We start from the raw sequence: 17,021 nt of genomic DNA, 5'->3' as shown, positions 1-17,021 counted from the left end.
CCCCCGTACCTCCCGGGGACGAGCGGGGCCGCGGCGAAAATCGTCGCCGCGGTGGACGCTCCGCCCTCCCGGCCCTCCTAGGCTCGGAGCCATGAACGATCTTGGCAGCCTCGTCCAGCAGACCGCCGACCGCCTCGCCGTCCGACAGGTCGGCGCGGTGGTCGCCGGCCTCGCCCGCGGCACGGTGGAGATCCGCGGAGCCGGACGCACCGGCCCCGGCCCCGCCGGCGGGTGCCCCGGTCCGGACACGCTGTTCGAGATCGGCTCGGTGACCAAGGTCTTCACCTCGCTCGCGCTCGCCCGGATGACCCTGGCGGGCACCGTCGCGCTGGACGAGCCGCTCGCCGACCTCCTCGCCGACGCGCTCCCGGCCGGCGTCGCCGTCCCCGCCAAGGGCCCGGCGCCGATCGCGCTGCGGCACCTGGCGACCCACACCTCCGGCCTGCCGCGGCTGCCCTCCGGCATGCTGCTCTCCTCCCTGCTCAACCCCAACAAGCCCGACCCCTACGCGCACTGCACCACCGAGTGGCTGCTGGGCAGCCTCGGCCGGACCACGGCGCGGGCCGTGCCCGGGCGCAGCTTCCGCTACTCCAACCTCGGCGCCGGGCTGCTCGGCCTCGCCCTCGCGCACCGGGCGGGCGTGTCCTACGGCGAGCTGGTCCGGCGGGAGGTCTGCGAGCCGCTCGGACTCGCCGACACGGTGCCCGCGCCCGACGCGGAGCGAACCGCGCGGCTCGCCCCCGGCCACACGGCGGGCGGCCGCCCGGTGCCGGGCTGGGACCTCGCCGCCCTGGCCGGGGCGGGCGCGCTCAGGTCCACCGCCGCCGACCTCGCCGTCTTCCTCCAGGCCCAGCTGGCGGCCGGGCCCGAGGGCACCGACGGCGGCTCGCCGCTCGGACCGGCGATCGCGCTGACCCGCGAGGTGCGGCACCAGGTCAACCCCTTCGCCTGGATGCACCTCGGCTGGATGGGCCACCGGCTGCACGCCCGGCAGGGCGGCCACCTCAAGCTCTGGCACAACGGCGGCACGGGCGGCTACCGCTCGTTCACCGCCTTCGACCCGGAGAAGCAGGTCGGGGTGGTCGTGCTGGCCAACACCCGCCGCTCCGTCGACGGCCCCGGCGTCCAGCTGCTGCGCGGCCTGCAGACCACCCTCGGCTGAGGCTCCCGCGCCCGGCGGCGTCACGCCCCACGCGTGCCGCGCGGGGGTGGTGGGGCGCGTGCGAAGATGGCAGGGCTGGTGTCGGCGACCTCCGGGCGGTTCTGGCCATGGTGACCGAGCATGGTGAACAAGCGGCATGAGCGGCGCGGGACCGGCGGGCCCGGACGGCCCGACGGTCCGGAGGCCCTGCTGATGGTGCCGATCGCCACCGCCCTGATCGAGTCCGACGGCCGGATCCTGCACTGGAGCAGCGACGCCGAGGCCCTGCTCGGCTACTCCGCGGAGGAGGCGATCGGCGCGCGGGCCGCGCAGCTGCTGGTCTCCGACGAGCGGCGGCCGGAGGTGCTGGAGCTGTTCCAGCAGATCCTGGACGGCCGCGGCTGGTCCGGCGTCTTCCCGGTGCGCCACCGCGACGGGCACCGCGTCAACCTGGAGTTCCGCACCCATCCGATCACCGGGCCGGGCGGCAGCCCGCTGGTGCTGGCGGTGGCGTCGGACGTGACGACGCTGCGCCGGATCCAGTCGGACCTGGCCGTCCTGGACGGCTTCTTCACCCAGGCCCCGGTCGGCATGAGCGTGTACGACACCGGGCTCGCCTTCGTGCGGCTCAACGAGGCGCTGGCGCGGATCAACGGGCTGCCGGTGGAGCAGCACCTCGGGCACCGGCTGACCGAGCTGCTGCCCGGCATCAACGGCGCCGAGAGCGAGGCGGTGATGCGCCGGGTGCTGGAGACCGGCGAGCCGGTGGTGGACGTCCGCTCGCACGGCCGCACGCCCGGCGACCCGACCCGCGACCACGCCTGGTCGGCCGCCTACTTCCGGCTGGAGGACCAGGGCGGCCGGATCCTCGGGGTGAGTTCGACGGTCGTCGACGTCACCGAGCGCTTCCAGGCCGAGACCAGGGCCGCCCGCGCGCAGGAGCGGCTCACCCTGCTGGTCGAGGCCAGCGCCTCGATCGGCACCACCCTGGACCTGCGGCAGACCGCCCGGGAACTGGCCGACGCGATGGTGCCCGAGGTGGCCGACATCAGCGGGGTCTTCGCCCTGGAGGCGCTGGCCGCCGGGCGGGACGTCGAGCCGCCGGACCCCGGAGCCCCGCAGCAGGTGCGCCGGCTGGCGCTGGCCACCACCGACCCCCACTACCCGGCGGAGGCTCTGCCGGTGGACGCGGTCTACGAGCTGGCGCCGGACTCCCCCTACGCGCGGGCACTGGCCACCGGGCGGACGGTGGTGGTGCCGTCCTGGGAGCTGCCGCCGCTCAGCGAGGCGCTCACCGACAGCGGCCGGCAGGCGTACGTCGGCGACCGTCCGCGCTCGGTGCGGATCACCCCGCTGGTGGCGCGCGGGACCACGCTCGGCATGATCGTCTTCTCCCGGCGCGGCGAGCGGGAGTCCTTCGCCGAGGCGGACATCACGCTCGGCGACGAGCTGGCCTCCCGGGCCGCGGTCGCCATCGACAACGCCCGGCTGTACCTGCGCCAGCACCGGACGGTGCTCGACCGGCAGCGGGCGCTGCGCGAGGCGAAGGCCGCGCAGGAGCGCCTGGCCGTGGTCAACGAGGCCTCCACCCGGATCGGCACCACGCTCGACCTCGCGCAGACGGCCCAGGAGCTGGCCGAGGTGGCGACGCCGAGGCTGGCCGACACGGTGGTCGTCGAGGTCCTGGACGACCTGGTGCGCGGTGAGCGCGAGGCCCGCCCGTCGGCCGACGGTTCGGCGCTGCTGCGGCGGATGGCCTTCCACACGGCGCGGGAGTCGACGCTGCGCCCGATCGACCGGACCGGCGGGGTGCACCGCTTCGTCGCCACCGCCCCCTACGCCTGGGCGCTCGCGAACCGGGCCCCGGTGCTGGTGCCGCGGATGGACGCGGCCGGGCTGGCCTGGTTCCGGGACGACCCGGTGCGCATGGCGGCGGTGCGCGAGCAGAACGTCCGCTCGTTCATGGTGGTACCGCTGATCGCGCGCGGGTCGCCGGTCGGCGTCGCCGCGTTCTACCGGACCGTCTCCGAGCACCCGTACGAGGAGGACGACCTGGCGCTGGCCGGGGAGTTGGCCGTGCGGGCGGCCGTGTCGATCGACAACGCGCTGCTGTTCACCCGGGAGCGGGACGCCGCGGCCGCCCGGCAGCGGGCGCTCGACGAGGCGTGGGCCGCGCAGCAGCGGCTGTCGCTGCTCAACGAGGCGTCCGGCCGGATCGGCACCACGCTCGACCTCCACCGCACCGCCCACGAGTTGGTCGAGGTGGTGATCCCGCGGTTCGCCGACTTCGTCACCGTCGACCTGCGCGAGACGGTGCTGGACGGCGAGGACCCGGCGCCGGTGCCGCCCGACGGCTCGGTGCTGATGCGGGCGGTCGCGGTCGGCGAACTGGACGAGCACGGCCGGATGTCGGACGCCGCCGACGCGATCGGGGAGACCTCGCAGTCGGCGCAGGTGTACGCGCAGAGCCTGCGCACCGGCCGGTCGATCCTGGTCTCGGAGGTGGACGAGGCGGCGCTGCGGCGGATCGTGGCCTCCCCCGACCGGGTGCAGCCGAGCCTGGAGGCCGGGGTGCACTCGTACCTGATGGTGCCGCTGCTGGCGCGCGGACTGGTGCTCGGCGGCGCGGAGTTCGTCCGCAACCGCAACCCGGTGCCGTTCGGACCGGCGGACCGCGCGCTGGCCGAGGAACTGGTCGCCCGGACCGCGCTGGCCATCGACAACGGCCGGCTCTACCGGCGGGAGCGGGAGACCGCGCTCACCCTGCAGCGCAGCCTGCTGCCGCAGGAGATCCACCGCACCCTCGGGCTGGAGCTCGCCTACCGGTACCTGCCGAGCAGTGTCGTCAGCGAGGTCGGCGGCGACTGGTTCGACGTCGTGCCGCTCTCCTCCGGCCGGGTCGCGCTGGTGGTCGGCGACGTCATGGGCCACGGCATCCGGGCCGCCGCGACGATGGGCCAACTGCGGACCGTGGCACGGACGCTGATCACCCTGGAGCTCGCCCCCGACCGGGTGCTGCAGCGGCTCGACGAGGCCACCACGGCGCTCGGCGAGGGGCAGTTCGCCACCTGCGTCTGCGTGGTGTACGACCCCGTCGGCCGGCGCTGCACCGCCGCCTGCGCGGGCCACCTGCCGCCGGTGGTGGCCGACACCGAGGGCAACGCCCACCTGGTCGAGCTGCCGCCCGGCGCACCGCTCGGGGTCGGCGGAGTCCCGTTCGAGAGCGTCGAGTTCACCCTCCCCGAGGAGGGCCTCCTGACGGTGTACACCGACGGCCTGGTCGAGCGGCGCGGCCGCGACCTCGACGAGGGGCTGCGGCTGCTCTGCCGCACCGTCGCGGCGCGGCGCGGCTCGCTGGAGCAGGCCTGCGACGCCGTGCTCACCGAACTCACCGGCCGCACCAGCGAGGACGACATCGCCGTCATCATGGCCCAGGTCCGGCCGGCCGGTTCGGACCGGATCGCCACCCTCCCGCTCGGCGGCGACCACGCGATGGTCGCCCACTCGCGCCGCTTCACCCGGGAGACGCTCACCGGGTGGGGGCTGGAGTCCCTCGCCGACTGTGCCGAGCTGCTCACCAGCGAGCTGATCACCAACGCCCTGGTGCACGCCGGATCGCCCACCCAGCTGCGGCTGTTCTGCCATCGCACGCTCACCGTGGAGGTCGCCGACCAGGACGTCGCCACCCCCCGGATCCGGCGCGCCCACGAGGAGGACGAGGGCGGGCGCGGCATCCACCTGGTGAACGAGCTCGCCCACCGCTGGGGCAGCCGGCGCACCCCGGAGGGGAAGGTGGTCTGGTTCGAACTGGAGCTGCCGCCGGGGCGGTGACGCGGATCCCGGGTCGTCCCGGACGGAACGTCAGACCAGCTCGCGCATCCGGCGGACCGGGCTCGCCAGCAGGATCACCGGGCCCGCCACGCCGCTGAGCGCGAACAGCAGCAGGGCGGTGCGCGGGCCCCAGGTCGAGGCGGCGGCGCCGGCGGCGAGCGCGCCGACCGGTATCGCGCCCCAGGAGACGAAGCGGACGGTGGCCATCACCCGGGGCAGCAGCTCCGGCGGGGTCCGGGTCTGGCGGTGGGTCCGGGCCACGATGCTGGCGACCACGAGCCCGGCGGAGAACCCCGCGTTGCCGACGGCGAAGACCAGTGTGCCCCAGCCGGCGCCGGCCAGTGGGAGCAGGAAGGCGAAGGCGGCCGCGGTCGCCGCCGCCCGGCACAGGGTGCGGCCGCCGCCCAGCCGGGAGACCAGGCGCGGGGTGACGGCGGCGCCGATCAGGCTGCCGAGGCCTCCGGTGGCCACCAGGGCGCCGACGACGGCGGCCGGTGCGCCGAGGGTGCGCACCAGGAACAGCGGAGTGAGTGTCATCAGCCCTCCGCTGACGAAGTTCACCGCGGCGGCGTGGGCGGCGGCGGGCCGCAGCACCCGGTGCCGGGTGACGTATCGCCAGCCCTCGCGGATCTGCTCGCGCATCCCGGCGCCGGCCGGCCGCACGCTGACCGGCGGCCCGACCGGCCGCACGCTGAACAGCAGGGCCGCCGAGACCAGGTAGCTGACCGCGTCCAGCAGTATCGCCGCGGCTCCGCCCACGAGTTGCACCAGCACCCCGCCGAGGGAGGGCCCGGCCAGCTCGGTCGCGGCGGAGCTGCCGGAGAGCAGGCTGTTGCGGGCGGTGAGCTCCTCCTTGGCGACGATCGAGGGCAGGACGGTGGAGATGCCCACGTCGAAGACGACGCCCGCGAGGCCCACCAGCAGCGCGACCACCACGAGCTGGGGCAGGGCCAGCACGCCGAGGGCGGCCGCCAGCGGGACCGAGGCGACGGCGGCCCCGCGGAGCAGGTCCATCGTCACCTGGGTGCCGCGCGGCGGCAGCCGCTGGACCAGGACGCCGGCGGGCAGTCCGATCAGCAGCCAGGCGGCGTAGCCGGCGCCGGTGATCAGGCCGACGTCGATCGCCGAGGCGTGCAGGGTGACCACCGCGACCAGCGGCAGGGCCACCGCGTTCACCTGGTCCCCGATCCGGCTGACCGTCGAGGCGGTCCAGTAGCGCCAGAACACCCCGGTCGTTCTGCCGCCGGTGTCCGCTCCCTGGCGCCCCGCGTGCGCCGGCGCGCCCGCCCTCCTCGTGTCCGCCGTCCCGGTCGACACACCCGCCCCCTCAGCAGTGAGTCTCTTTTAGGAACTCACTATAATCGGCGGTCATGCGGCACACGGAAGCGGCGGACGCCGACTGCGCGATCTCCCAGGCCCTGGCCGTGGTCGGGGACACCTGGGCCCTGCTCCTGATCAGGGACGTCGCCGGCGGCACCCACCAGTTCGACGCCCTGCAGCACGGACTCGGTATCAGCCGCAAGGTCCTCACCCAGCGTCTCAAGGCGCTGGTCGCCGACGACGTCCTGGAGAAGCGCCTCTACCACCCGCACCCGCCGCGCTACGAGTACCACCTGACGGAGGCCGGGCGCGGACTGCTGCCGGTGCTGGTCGCCCTGCAGGGCTGGGGCGGGCGCTACGTCCTCGGCGACGGCTCGCTCTCCGGCACCAGCACCGCCGGCTCCGCCGAGACCCGCCGGGTCCTGGCACTCACCGGCCGCCGGCTGCCCCCGGTGGAACTCCCCGCCGCCTCCGGCGGGCGCGCCGACCCGGTCGCCGCGGACCGCGCCTGGACGGTGCTCCACTGCTTCCCCGGCCCCTACCGGCCCGGCGGCCCGGACCACCCCCCGGGCTGGGACGACATCCCCGGCACCGGCGACGGCCTGCTGGAGTCCCGCGCCCACCACGACCGGATGGCCGAGTTCACCGCCCGCGGCGCCGCCGTCCACGGCGTGAGCACCCAGCGCCCGGACCAGCTGGCGGCCTTCGCCGAGCACGCGCGGATCCCGTTCCCGCTGCTGTCCGACATCGGCCTCGACCTGGCCGCCGCCCTGCGCCTGCCGACCTTCCGGGCCGGCGGGATCGAGCACCTCAAGCGGATCACCCTCGTCCTCGACGCCACCCGCACCGTCCGCGGCGTCCGCTACCCCGTCACCGACCCGGCCGGCTCGGTCGACGACGCCCTCCTCCTGCTCGACGGCCTGGCGGCGGGTTAGGGCGCGCCCCAGGCGGCCGGTTCCGTCCAGGCCGCCAGCGTCCGGCGGCTCTCGAAGCGGCGGGGGCGGCCGCTCAGCGGGTCGGTGAACTCCACCGCCGAGGCGAGCAGCTGCAGCGGGCGGCGGAAGTCGTCCGGGGCCGGCTCCGGCAGCACCACCGGGTACACCGGGTCGCCCAGGATCGGCAGCCCCAGGCCGCTCATGTGCAGCCGCAGCTGGTGGGTGCGCCCGGTCGCCGGCCGCAACAGGTAGCGGCCCAGCCCGTCACGCCGCTCCAGCAGCTCGATCCGGCTCTCGCTGTTCGGCGCCTCGTCCAGCTCGTGGGCCGCGATCCGCCCCCGCTCCTTGACGATGTGGCTGCGCACCGTGGCCGGCAGCTCCACCGCCGGGTCGTACGCCGCCACCGCCCGGTACTCCTTGCGGACCAGCCGGTCCCGGAACAGCGTCTGGTAGGCGCCCCGGTCCTGCGGCCGGACCACGAACATCGCCAGCCCCGCCGTCAGCCGGTCGAGCCGGTGCGCCGGGCTCAGCGCGGGCAGCTCCAGCACGTGCCGCAGCCGGGAGAGCGCCGTCTCCACGACGTGCCGCCCGCGCGGGGTGGTGGCCAGGAAGTGCGGCTTGTCGACGACCACCAGGTGCTCGTCCCGGTGCAGCACCTCCAGCTCGAACGGGACCGGCACCTCCGGCGGCAGCTCCCGGTAGAACCACAGGTGCGCGCCCGGCCGGAACGGCTCCGCCGCCCCGACGGCCCGCCCGTCCTCGCCGACCACCCCGCCGTCCCGCAGCAGCCCGTCCACCCGCTCCGCCGCGACCGCCGGCAGCCGCTCCAGCAGGTACGCCCGCACCGTCTCCCACGGCCCGCCCGCCACGGGCAGCCGCAGGTGCACCGGATCCACCCCGAACCGCTGCGGAAGCGGCGAGGCCGGCGCCGTACTCCTACGTCTCATCTCGCCCGCCACCCTACGTCCTCCCCGCCACCGACCGCGTCGGGATGCCGGTGGGGCGGGGGGCGGTGGAGAGTGGACGGGGAGGGCGGTCCCCGGCGGGGGCCGTGCCGGCGTGGTCGAGCGGGTGGGAGGCGAGGGCGTGGCCGTGGGTGGCGAGGGGCCCGAGGACGGCGTGGTGCCGCTGCCGCGGCTGCCCCGGCGGACGCGGCTGCTGCTCGGCGCCGCCTTCCTGCTGATCGTCGGGGCCGTGCTGGCGGACCTGCTCACCGGGCCGGGCACCACCCTCTCCCCCGTCCTCGCCGTGGCGCCGGTCCTGGTCGGGGCGACCACCCGGCGGGCCCGGGTGCCGCTGGTCACCGGGATCGCCGCCGTCGCCGTGGCCGCCCTGCTGGAGGAGGGGAACAGCCACCTGCCCGGCACCGTCCACCTCGCCTCGCTGATCACCATCACCGCCGCCACCCTCGCCAGCACCGCCAACGTGGTGCTGATCGCGGCCCGCGAACGCGAGCTGTTCCACGTCCGCACCGTCGCCGAGGCCGCCCAGCGGGCCCTGCTGCGCCCGCCGCCCGAGCGGGCCGGGCCGCTGCGGATCGCCGTCCGGTACGTCGCGGCCGCCGCCGAGGCGCGGATCGGCGGCGACCTGTACGAGGTGGCGGACACCCCCTACGGCATCCGGATCCTGCTCGGCGACGTCCAGGGCCACGGCCTGCCCGCCGTCGAGACGGCCGCGGACGTCCTCGGCGCCTTCCGCACCGCCGCCCGCTCCGAACCCGACCTCGCCCGGCTCGCCGAACGGCTCGACACCGCCCTGACCGACCGCCCGGCCGACGGGCGGTTCGTGACCGCGCTGCTGCTCGGCGTGGACCGGGAGGGCGCCGCCCTGCTGGTGAACTGCGGCCACCCGCACCCCCTGCTGCGCCGCGCCGACCGGGTCACCGAACTCGCCCCGGCCCGGCACGCCCCGCCGCTCGGCCTGCTCGGCCTCACCGGCGACGGCGGCTACCGCGCCGACCCGGTCCACCCGCGCCCCGGCGACCTGCTGCTGCTGTACACCGACGGCGTCTCCGAGGCGCGCAACGCGGAGGACGTCTTCTACCCCCTCCCCGCCCGCCTCCCGCGGCTCCCGGCCGGCAGCCCGGACGACCTGCTCGACGCCCTCCTCGCCGACCTCGACGCCTGGGTCGCCCCCGCCGGCCTCGCCGACGACGCCGCCGCCCTGGCGATCCGCTGGGAGCGGTGAGCCCGGCGGGCCCGGCGGCCGTTGTCAGTGGGGCGTGCAAGGCTGGCGGTGCGGTCGGTGCCCACCGGGCGCGTGGGACCTTCGTCGAGGGGACGGTGCGGTGGGGAGCAGGGCGAGCGGGGCGTTCGAGGTGACGGCGTTCGAGCCGGAGGAGACGGACGAGCAGCCGGGGGCGACGGTCGGCCGGGTGCGGATCACCAAGGAGTTCACCGGCGGCCTGACCGGGTCGAGCGTGGTGCGGATGCTGTCGGTGCTGGACGGCGCGGGCGGACCGGCCGCGTACGTGGCGGTGGAGCGGTTCACCGGTGCGCTGGACGGGCGGCAGGGGTCGTTCGTGCTGCAGCACGCGGCGCCGGGGAGCCACGGCGAGCGGCTGTCGATCCGGGTGGTGGAGGGCACCGGCTCGGGCGAGCTGGCGGGAATCACCGGGGTGTTCGAGCTGGAGGTGGACGAGGAGGGGCGGCACACCTATGGGCTGGACTACGCGTTGAACCGATGATCCGCCCGGCCGGCGTGCCACGATGAGGCGATCGGAGCACGAACGGCGCCGGGAGGTGACGCATGGTCAGGACGCCCACGCGGAGCGCACCGGGCCCGCAGCGGGCGCGCGGGATCGACGCGGTGGTCCGCCGGTTGCGGACGATCGCGGCCGAACTGCCGCCCGCCGACGGGGTCGCGGTGTTCAACCGGATGTACCTGACCGTCACGGAGACCGTCCGGGACCGGCTGGGCAGCTTCGCGGACCCGTCCGCGATGGGCGTGCTCGACACGGTGTTCGCCGGGCGCTACCTGCTGGCGGTGGACGCGGTCGCGGCGCGGCGGCGGCCGCCGGCCTGCTGGCGGCCGCTGTTCGAGCTGCGCGCGCACCCGGAGGTGCACCCGGTCCAGTTCGCGATGGCCGGGATGAGCGCCCACATCCAGCACGACCTGCCGCTCGCCGTCCTGGACACCTGCCGGCGGCTGGGCCGGGAGCCGGAGCAGCTGGCCGGCGACTACCACCGGATCAACGACCTGCTGGCCGGGGTGGAGGCGGCCGTCCGGGAGCAGCTGATGCCGGGGCCGGACGTGCTGGAGCGGTTCGAGCCGCTGACCCACCGGCTCGGCGCGTGGTCGGTCGACACCGCCAGGGACGCCGCCTGGGGTTCGGTGCGGGTGCTCTGGGAGCTGCGCGGGCGGCCCTCGGCGGCCGCGGCGTTCAGCGCGGCGCTGGACGGCGCGGTCGGGCTGCTCGGCCGCGCGCTGCTGCTGCCGCTGGGGCTGGGGCCGCTGGAGCCGGGGCCCGGCGCGGCGGCCGGTCCGCTCCCCGCGGTGGGGAGCGGAGCGGCCGCCGGGCTCGGGGAGGCTCAGGCCCAGCTGGAGTGCAGCGGCTTGCCCTCGGCGTAGCCGGCCGCGCTCTGGATGCCGACCACGGCCTTCTCGTGGAACTCCTCCAGGGTGGCCGCGCCCGCGTAGGTGCAGGAGCTGCGGACGCCCGCGACGATGGAGTCGATGAGGTCCTCGACGCCCGGGCGGGCCGGGTCGAGGAACATCCGGGAGTGCGAGATGCCCTCCTCGAACAGCGCCTTGCGGGCCCGGTCGTACGAGGAGTCCTGCGCGGTGCGGTTGCTCACGGCCCGCTTCGAGGCCATGCCGAAGGACTCCTTGTACTGCCGGCCGTCGGCGGTGGTCTGCAGGTCGCCGGGCGACTCGTAGGTGCCGGCGAACCAGGAGCCGATCATCACATTGGACGCGCCCGCGGCCAGCGCCATGGCGACGTCGCGCGGGTGGCGCACGCCGCCGTCGGCCCAGACGTGCCGGCCCAGCCGGCGGGCCTCGGCGGCGCACTCCAGAACGGCCGAGAACTGCGGTCGGCCGACGCCGGTCATCATCCGGGTGGTGCACATCGCGCCCGGGCCGACACCGACCTTCAGGATGTCGGCGCCCGCCTCGACGAGGTCGCGCACGCCGGCCGCCGAGACGACGTTGCCCGCGACGACCGGGACCTGCGGGTCCAGGCCGCGCACGGCCCGCAGCGCGCTGATCATCGACTCCTGATGGCCGTGCGCGGTGTCCACGACCAGCGCGTCCGCGCCGGCCTCCAGCAGGGCCTTGGCCTTGCCCGCGACATCGCCGTTGATGCCGACGGTGGCGGCGACCCGCAGCTTGCCGGCGGCGTCCACGGCCGGGGTGTAGAGGGTGGCGCGCAGCGCGTTCTTGCGGGTCAGGATGCCGACCAGGCGGCCCTCGCGGTCCACCACGGGGGCCAGCCTGCGGTGCGCCTCGCTCAGCCGGTCGAAGGCGTCGCGCGGGTCGACGTCCTCGTCGAGCAGGAGCAGCTCGCGGGACATCACCTCGGAGAGCGAGGTGAAGCGGTCGACGCCCTGGCAGTCGGAGTCGGTGACGACGCCGACCGGCCGGCCGTCCTCGACCACCACCAGCGCGCCGTGGGCGCGCTTGGGCAGCAGCGAGAGCGCCTCGGCGACGGTGGCGCCGGGGTCGAGGGTGATGGCCGTGTCGTGCACCAGGTGGCGCTGCTTGACCCAGCCCACGACCTCGGCGATGACCTCGGTCGGGATGTCCTGGGGGATGGCCACCAGGCCGCCGCGGCGGGCGACGGTCTCGGCCATCCGGCGGCCGGCGATGGCGGTCATGTTGGCGACGACCAGCGGGATGGTGGTGCCGGTGCCGTCGTTGGAGGAGAGGTCGACACCCTGGCGGGAGCCCACGGCGGATCGACTGGGGACCATGAAGACGTCGTCGTACGTGAGGTCGTACGAGGGCATGAGGTCGTTCAGGAAGCGCATGAAACGGGGCTCTCTGGCTGGGAGAAAATACACCTCGGGTGCGGGTGCGGCTCGGCCGCAGGGCGCACTCGGGCGCCCCTGCACCCGACGTTCGATTCTCCGGGAGCCGTTCGCCAAAAGCCAGTTCGACCACGATTGCTGGCGCTGTACACAAGCCATGATCGAAGCTCCGCGCGTAGACCTGGAGGATCCTCCAAATACTCCGCTTTTCGCCCCGGCCAGGGTCGCTCCCGTAGCATTCACGCGGTGACGCGGCGACCGCCGTGATCGTGATCGGCGGGGCGAGCGGGAAAGCGGCAGACGGCATGACGGCGGCGGGCGTGGACATCGAGCAGGACAACGGCACCGGGACCGTCGAGGAGATCGACTACGGCCCCGGCCTCGACCCGGAGCGCCTCCGGCTGTGCCTGGAGGTGCTGGCCGAGCTGGACGAGCTGCACGTCGACCACCCGGACGCGATCGCCGTCCGCCAGGCCGTCGGCGGCGTATTCCGCACCCTGAAGCAGCGCCGCCGCCAGGAGACCCGGGCCCGCAAGACCGCCAACGACCGCGCGGTCACCGCGCGCACCGCGACCGGCGCCCCGACCCGGATCGACGACGAGACGGCCGGCGCCTTCGGCCTGACCACCGTCACCACCACCGAGATCGCCGGGATCCTGGAGCGCCCCCGCTCCTGCTACATCTGCAAGCAGCGGTACGTCGAGGTCGACGCCTTCTACCACAACCTCTGCCAGAACTGCGCGGTCAGGAACCGGGCCCGCCGGGACGCCCGGGCCGACCTCACCGGCAAGCGGGCGCTGCTCACCGGCGGCCGGGCCAAGATCGGCATGTACATCGCGCTGATGCTGCTGCGCGACGGCGCCCACACCACCATCACCACCCGCTTCCCCAACGACGCGATCCGCCGCTTCACCGCGATGCCGGACAGCGCCGAGTGGCTGCACCGGCTGAAGATCGTCGGCATCGACCTGCGCGACCCGGCCCAGGTGATGGCGCTGGCCGACGAGGTCGCCGCGGACGGCCCGCTGGACATCCTGATCAACAACGCCGCGCAGACCGTGCGCCGCCCGCCGGAGTCCTACCGCGAGCTGGTCGCCGCCGAGTCCGCGCCGCTGCCGGCCGGCGAGCTGCCGCAGTCCACCACCATCGGCCGGTTCAACAGCGGCAGCGTCGACCTGCCCGCCCTGCCGCACCAGGCCTCCGACGGCGGCGAGCGGATCTCCGCCGAGGACGTCACCTCGCTCGCCCTGGTCACCGGCTCGGCGACGCCCGAGCGGATCCAGGCCGGCACGGCGATCGACGCCGGCGGCCTCGTCCCCGACCTCGCGGACACCAACAGCTGGGTGCAGACCGTCAGCGAGGTCGGCCCGGTGGAGCTGCTGGAGGTCCAGCTCTGCAACTCCACCGCGCCGTTCATCCTGATCAGCCAACTGCGCCCGGCGATGGCCGCCTCGGCGTCCCGGCGCAAGTACGTGGTCAACGTCTCCGCGATGGAGGGCGTGTTCCAGCGCGGCTACAAGGGCGCCGGCCACCCGCACACCAACATGGCCAAGGCCGCGCTGAACATGCTCACCCGCACCAGCGCGCAGGAGATGTTCCAGACCGACGGCATCCTGATGACCGCCGTCGACACCGGCTGGATCACCGACGAGCGCCCGCACCCGGACAAGATGCGGCTGGCCGACGAGGGCTTCCACGCCCCGCTCGACCTGGTCGACGGCGCGGCCCGGGTCTACGACCCGATCGTCCGCGGCGAGCAGGGCGAGGACCTCTACGGCTGCTTCCTGAAGGACTTCGAGCGCGCCGCCTGGTAACCCCGGCCCCCATCGACGGAGGAACCGCCATGACCACCGCACCGCTGCTCGGCGCCGGCGTGATCGTGCCCACCGGGGACGGCCGGGTGCTGATCGGCCGCCGCACCACCCCGGGCGAGCCGCCGACCTGGAGCCTGCCCGGCGGCAAGGTCGACCCGGGCGAGTCCTTCGAGGAGACGGCCGCGCGCGAGCTGGCCGAGGAGACCGGGATCGTGCTGCCCGCCGAGGAGATGCGGGTGCTCGCGGTGCTGCTCGACCACGAGCTGGGCCGCCCCCGGCTGACCGCCGCGGTGCTCGCCCCGCCGAGCCTGGCGCCCGCCGTGGTCACCGAGCCGCACGCGTGCGGCGGCTGGGAGCGGCTGCCGCTGGACGCGCTGCCGTCGCCGATGTTCTACCCGTCCGGGCTGGTGCTCGGTGCCTGGCGGCCGGAACTGGGCGTCGGCGCGCCCCGGACCGGGACGCACGCGTACCCCGTCAACGGGTGAGACCCGCCCCGGGCGGGGCGGGTCTCACCTTGTGACCTCAAGGATCCGTTGTCGGGGCTCCGGTCAGAACTCGCTGGTGACGGTGACGCCCTTGAAGTCCTGCTGGGCGTAGAGGCTGAAGAACACGTACCCGGCGGGCGGGTTGGTGATGGTCAGGGTCTCGGAGTTGTCCGGCCCCGCCGACCGCGTGACGTACGAGTTGGTGTACGCCCAGCCGCCCCAGTGGTAGTAGAGGTCGGCGTTGCCGGTGCCGCCGCTGCTGGTCACCCGGATCTGCTTGGTACCGGCCGGCACGTTGACGTAGAAGTGCGCGTAGTTGCCGGTGGTCGCCGAGACGCCGGTGCGCACGCAGTTCTTGTCGAGCTGGCGGGTGTCGCCGCTCTCGCACGCCTTGAACTGCGGGAACTCCGGGACGGTCGCACAGGCACCGGCCGCGCAACGGCTCAGCCAGTTGTCGAAGTCGGCGTCGTAGCGGCTGCCGATGGCGGTCGTGATCGCGCGGGAGCCCGCCCAGTCACCGGCGCGCCACTTGGCGAGGAGCGCGTCGACGTCGGAGCGGTGCTGCTCCAGCATGTAGCGGACGGCCAGGTAGCCCCACTGGTAGACGCGGTTCTGGTCGCCGTAGGCGGTGTCGAAGAGCTCGCTCAGCCGGTAGCTGTGCCGGGCCGCCGAGTCGATGGCGGCCTGGTTGACCTGCTTCAGGTACGACGTGGCGACGACCTCGGCGAGACCCTCGGTCCACCAGACCAGCTTGCCGGCCTCGCCCTGGCGGAAGTCGCCCCAGAGGTTGAAGCGGGCGTCGAGGTAGTGGGTGTACTCGTGGTTGAGGTTGCGGATCTCGTAGCCCCCGGACCGCGACGGCTCCTCGTAGGCGAGGAAGCGGGCCTGGTTGCCGGCCTTGGAGGGCTCGCCCTCCAGGTAGATGCCGCCGTTGTTGGTGTCGGTGCCGAAGATCGCCCGGCCGAGCAGGACGTACTGGACGTCGGAGTCGAAGGCGACGACCTCCAGGGCCGCGTTGTTGTCGTCGGCGACGGGGCCCTTGTCCCGGGACACGCCGTGGAAGAAGACGTCCTGGCCGTTCAGGCTGGCGCAGGCCGCGGCCAGCTGGGCCGCGGTCAGGTCCTGGCCGAGGATGCGCAGGGTCGGGCTGCAGGTGTGCCGGACCGGCAGGTAGGCCTCCTTGAACCGCTGCGGGTCGTCACAGGTGCCGTAGTAGCCGCAGCCGGCCTGGTCGAACTTCTGGATGGAGGCCGAGGCGGAGGCACGCAGCGGCCAGTTCGGCCCGGTGATGCCGCCGGAGGCGTCGACCAGGTTCTTCACCATCGCGCGGGACCGCGGGGCGATCTCCGCGATGGCCTGCACCCGGGTCAGCTCGTCGATCGCGTTGTTGAGGGTGAGGGAGTTGTTGCGGTCGCGGTCCAGCAGGTGGCCCTTGGCGCGCAGGATGAAGCCGTTCAGCGCGTCGAGCACGCCCGGATCGGCCAGGACGGCCGCCCGGAACGCCGGGTCCTGGGAGTTGACGCCCCGGTACAGCACCAGGGTGACCGGGTTGACCGCCCGCAGCAGGTTGACCTTGTCCCAGGCCTCGGGCTGGTAGGCGTTCAGGATCTGCTTGATGACGTCGACGTAGTCACCGGGCCGGCGGGGCACGTCGGCCAGCACGGCGGCGCGCTCCAGCGGGACGGCGTTGGCCGTGGTGGCGTCGAGCGAGCGGGGGTTGGCGAAGAAGGTGTGGACGGCCTCGCTGATCTTGGCCGGGAGCTTGTCGTACGAGCCGACGACGTCCGCCTTGGTCCACTGCACCGAGTAGCCGGCCTGCACGTAGTACATCAGCTGCGTGATGCGGTCGCCGTCGTTGCCCTGGTAGGTGCGGGCACTCTCGCGCAGGGCCTCGATGACGGTGAGCATCTGGGACTCGCGGAAGGCGCCGGCCGCGTACTCGCTCGGGATCCGGAACAGCCCGTCGACGCAGTCGTAGCTCGCCGCCTTGATGAGGCGGACCAGGGCCTCGCCGGTCCGGGCGAAGGACGCCGGGTTGCAGGCGGCGGCGTCGGCGGCCTCCGCGTCCGCCGCCGCCGCGCCCAGGCCGAACGCCTTGGCCGAGGGCGCGGGGGCCTTGGCCGGCGCGGCGGCGGAGTCGGAGTCCTGGAAGGCGAGCCGCGCGGGGGCGGCGTCCTTCGGCTTCGACGCCGCGTCGTGGTCGTGCGCCGGCGACGCGAGGTCGCTGTCGGCGCCGGGCGGGGGGATTTCGCCGCGGTCGGTCGCGGGGGTCGCCGTGGGGGTCGGGGCGACGGGAGCCGCCTGGCTCCGCGGGGCGAACAGGCCGATCGTCAGGGCACAGGAAAGGACGAGCAGCAGAATTCTTGCCAGTTGCGGGAGTCGCAACAGGCGCACGGCACTCACGTGGGGGCCTCCGGGCCTGGTTCGGCCGCATTGGGGTACGGCCGGTGGGGGGGTGAGGACCGATGGCGACGGGGTTGTGTGCTGGTCCGTCGCACGGTGGGGAGGTGAGGAGTACCATTGCA

General features: G+C 74.7%; 12 protein-coding genes. 8 read left to right on the top strand and 4 right to left on the bottom strand.

Annotated elements, in window-relative coordinates; translation table 11 throughout:
* Positions 1–91 precede the first annotated feature (91 nt).
* Positions 92–1,162, top strand: a complete 1,071-nt coding sequence (locus ACFC0B_RS20840) for a serine hydrolase domain-containing protein (protein ID WP_376087543.1) — start codon at positions 92–94, stop codon at positions 1,160–1,162.
* 120 nt (positions 1,163–1,282) lie between these two features.
* Entirely contained in the window at positions 1,283–4,972 is a 3,690-nt protein-coding gene (locus ACFC0B_RS20835) for a SpoIIE family protein phosphatase (RefSeq protein ID WP_376087541.1), read from the top strand.
* 30 nt (positions 4,973–5,002) lie between these two features.
* Here the strand turns inward: ACFC0B_RS20835 and ACFC0B_RS20830 are convergent, their stop codons facing one another.
* Positions 5,003–6,199: an MFS transporter gene (locus ACFC0B_RS20830; protein ID WP_376087539.1), complete on the bottom strand. Its 1,197-nt coding sequence runs from the start codon at positions 6,197–6,199 to the stop codon at positions 5,003–5,005.
* A 143-nt stretch (positions 6,200–6,342) separates the two neighbouring features.
* Here ACFC0B_RS20830 and ACFC0B_RS20825 point away from each other — a divergent pair, with 143 nt between their 5' ends.
* Positions 6,343–7,227: a winged helix-turn-helix transcriptional regulator gene (locus ACFC0B_RS20825; RefSeq protein ID WP_376087537.1), complete on the top strand. Its 885-nt coding sequence runs from the start codon at positions 6,343–6,345 to the stop codon at positions 7,225–7,227.
* Here the strand turns inward: ACFC0B_RS20825 and ACFC0B_RS20820 are convergent.
* On the bottom strand, positions 7,224–8,174 hold the full coding sequence (locus ACFC0B_RS20820) for a pseudouridine synthase (protein ID WP_376087535.1): 951 nt from the start codon (positions 8,172–8,174) through the stop codon (positions 7,224–7,226). The genes ACFC0B_RS20825 and ACFC0B_RS20820 overlap by 4 nt on opposite strands.
* A gap of 139 nt (positions 8,175–8,313) precedes the next feature.
* Between ACFC0B_RS20820 and ACFC0B_RS20815 the strand changes: the two genes are divergently transcribed.
* From ACFC0B_RS20815 to ACFC0B_RS20805, 3 genes are all read left to right on the top strand, one after another.
* A complete protein-coding gene (locus ACFC0B_RS20815; protein WP_376087533.1) occupies positions 8,314–9,414 on the top strand; it encodes a PP2C family protein-serine/threonine phosphatase in 1,101 nt (366 codons plus the stop codon).
* A gap of 100 nt (positions 9,415–9,514) precedes the next feature.
* Entirely contained in the window at positions 9,515–9,913 is a 399-nt protein-coding gene (locus ACFC0B_RS20810; RefSeq protein ID WP_376087531.1) for a DUF3224 domain-containing protein, read from the top strand.
* Positions 9,914–9,975: 62 nt separating this feature from the next.
* Complete coding sequence (locus tag ACFC0B_RS20805) at positions 9,976–10,797, top strand: DUF5995 family protein (protein WP_376087529.1); 822 nt, start codon at positions 9,976–9,978, stop codon at positions 10,795–10,797.
* Here the strand turns inward: ACFC0B_RS20805 and ACFC0B_RS20800 are convergent.
* On the bottom strand, positions 10,758–12,197 hold the full coding sequence (locus tag ACFC0B_RS20800; protein ID WP_376087527.1) for a GuaB1 family IMP dehydrogenase-related protein: 1,440 nt from the start codon (positions 12,195–12,197) through the stop codon (positions 10,758–10,760). The genes ACFC0B_RS20805 and ACFC0B_RS20800 overlap by 40 nt on opposite strands.
* Before the next feature lie 305 nt (positions 12,198–12,502).
* Between ACFC0B_RS20800 and ACFC0B_RS20795 the strand changes: the two genes are divergently transcribed.
* The gene (locus ACFC0B_RS20795) at positions 12,503–14,011 is read left to right on the top strand and encodes an SDR family NAD(P)-dependent oxidoreductase (RefSeq protein ID WP_376087525.1); all 1,509 of its coding nucleotides are present in this window, start codon (positions 12,503–12,505) and stop codon (positions 14,009–14,011) included.
* Between the two features lie 29 nt (positions 14,012–14,040).
* Positions 14,041–14,496, top strand: a complete 456-nt coding sequence (locus tag ACFC0B_RS20790; RefSeq protein ID WP_376087523.1) for an NUDIX hydrolase — start codon at positions 14,041–14,043, stop codon at positions 14,494–14,496.
* 63 nt (positions 14,497–14,559) lie between these two features.
* Here the strand turns inward: ACFC0B_RS20790 and ACFC0B_RS20785 are convergent, their stop codons facing one another.
* Positions 14,560–16,899 carry a collagenase gene (locus ACFC0B_RS20785; RefSeq protein WP_376087521.1) on the bottom strand — a complete coding sequence of 780 codons (2,340 nt, stop codon included), beginning with the start codon at positions 16,897–16,899 and terminating at the stop codon, positions 14,560–14,562.
* Between the last annotated feature and the right edge of the window lie 122 nt (positions 16,900–17,021).

This window comes from Kitasatospora sp. NPDC056184, assembly GCF_042268405.1.
Taxonomy (GTDB): domain Bacteria; phylum Actinomycetota; class Actinomycetes; order Streptomycetales; family Streptomycetaceae; genus Kitasatospora.
This window is presented reverse-complemented; position numbering and strand designations above follow the sequence as displayed.

Bases quoted from the DNA above. Each gene is read 5' to 3' on its own strand.
- ACFC0B_RS20840 (WP_376087543.1), top strand. From the start codon at position 92: ATGAACGATCTTGGCAGCCTCGTCCAGCAGACCGCCGACCGCCTCGCC.
- ACFC0B_RS20835 (WP_376087541.1), top strand. From the start codon at position 1,283: ATGGTGAACAAGCGGCATGAGCGGCGCGGGACCGGCGGGCCCGGACGG.
- ACFC0B_RS20825 (WP_376087537.1), top strand. From the start codon at position 6,343: ATGCGGCACACGGAAGCGGCGGACGCCGACTGCGCGATCTCCCAGGCC.
- ACFC0B_RS20820 (WP_376087535.1), bottom strand. From the start codon at position 8,174: ATGAGACGTAGGAGTACGGCGCCGGCCTCGCCGCTTCCGCAGCGGTTC.
- ACFC0B_RS20805 (WP_376087529.1), top strand. From the start codon at position 9,976: ATGGTCAGGACGCCCACGCGGAGCGCACCGGGCCCGCAGCGGGCGCGC.
- ACFC0B_RS20800 (WP_376087527.1), bottom strand. From the start codon at position 12,197: ATGCGCTTCCTGAACGACCTCATGCCCTCGTACGACCTCACGTACGAC.
- ACFC0B_RS20795 (WP_376087525.1), top strand. From the start codon at position 12,503: ATGACGGCGGCGGGCGTGGACATCGAGCAGGACAACGGCACCGGGACC.
- ACFC0B_RS20790 (WP_376087523.1), top strand. From the start codon at position 14,041: ATGACCACCGCACCGCTGCTCGGCGCCGGCGTGATCGTGCCCACCGGG.